The organism is Mycobacterium sp. 663a-19 (genome assembly GCF_035616495.1).
GTDB lineage: Bacteria > Actinomycetota > Actinomycetes > Mycobacteriales > Mycobacteriaceae > Mycobacterium.
In genome coordinates this window covers 1-305 of sequence record NZ_JAPJAV010000055.1, presented here as the reverse complement: position 1 = coordinate 305, position 305 = coordinate 1, and the positions used below count along the sequence as shown (strand labels likewise).

1 protein-coding gene is annotated in these 305 nt (G+C 70.2%); it reads right to left on the bottom strand.

Going from position 1 to position 305, the window contains the following annotated elements; genetic code table 11:
* Positions 1 to 188, bottom strand: a 188-nt coding sequence (locus tag OQ968_RS24840; protein WP_324682305.1) for a hypothetical protein, incomplete at its 3' end; no start/stop codon positions are given.
* Positions 189 to 305 lie beyond the last annotated feature (117 nt).

Below are 305 nucleotides of genomic sequence, written 5' to 3'. Positions count from 1 at the left end.
GGCACGGTGACGGTGGGCACCGCCAGTGCGAATAGCGGCACGTTGACGGTGGGGAGCACGGGTCCGGGTAGTGGCACGCTGGCGGTCAATGGTGGGCTGACCGTCAACGCCGGCGGGACGCTGACCGACACCGGGACGGTCACGGTGTCGGGCACGTTGACGGATTCCGGCACCATGACGGTCGGCACCGGCACCGCCAACAGCGGCACGCTGAGCGTGACCGGCACGCTGACCGACAACGGGGTGGTGACGATCAACCCGGGTGGGGTGCTGTCCGACAACGGCAGCCTCACGATCGGCCCGGC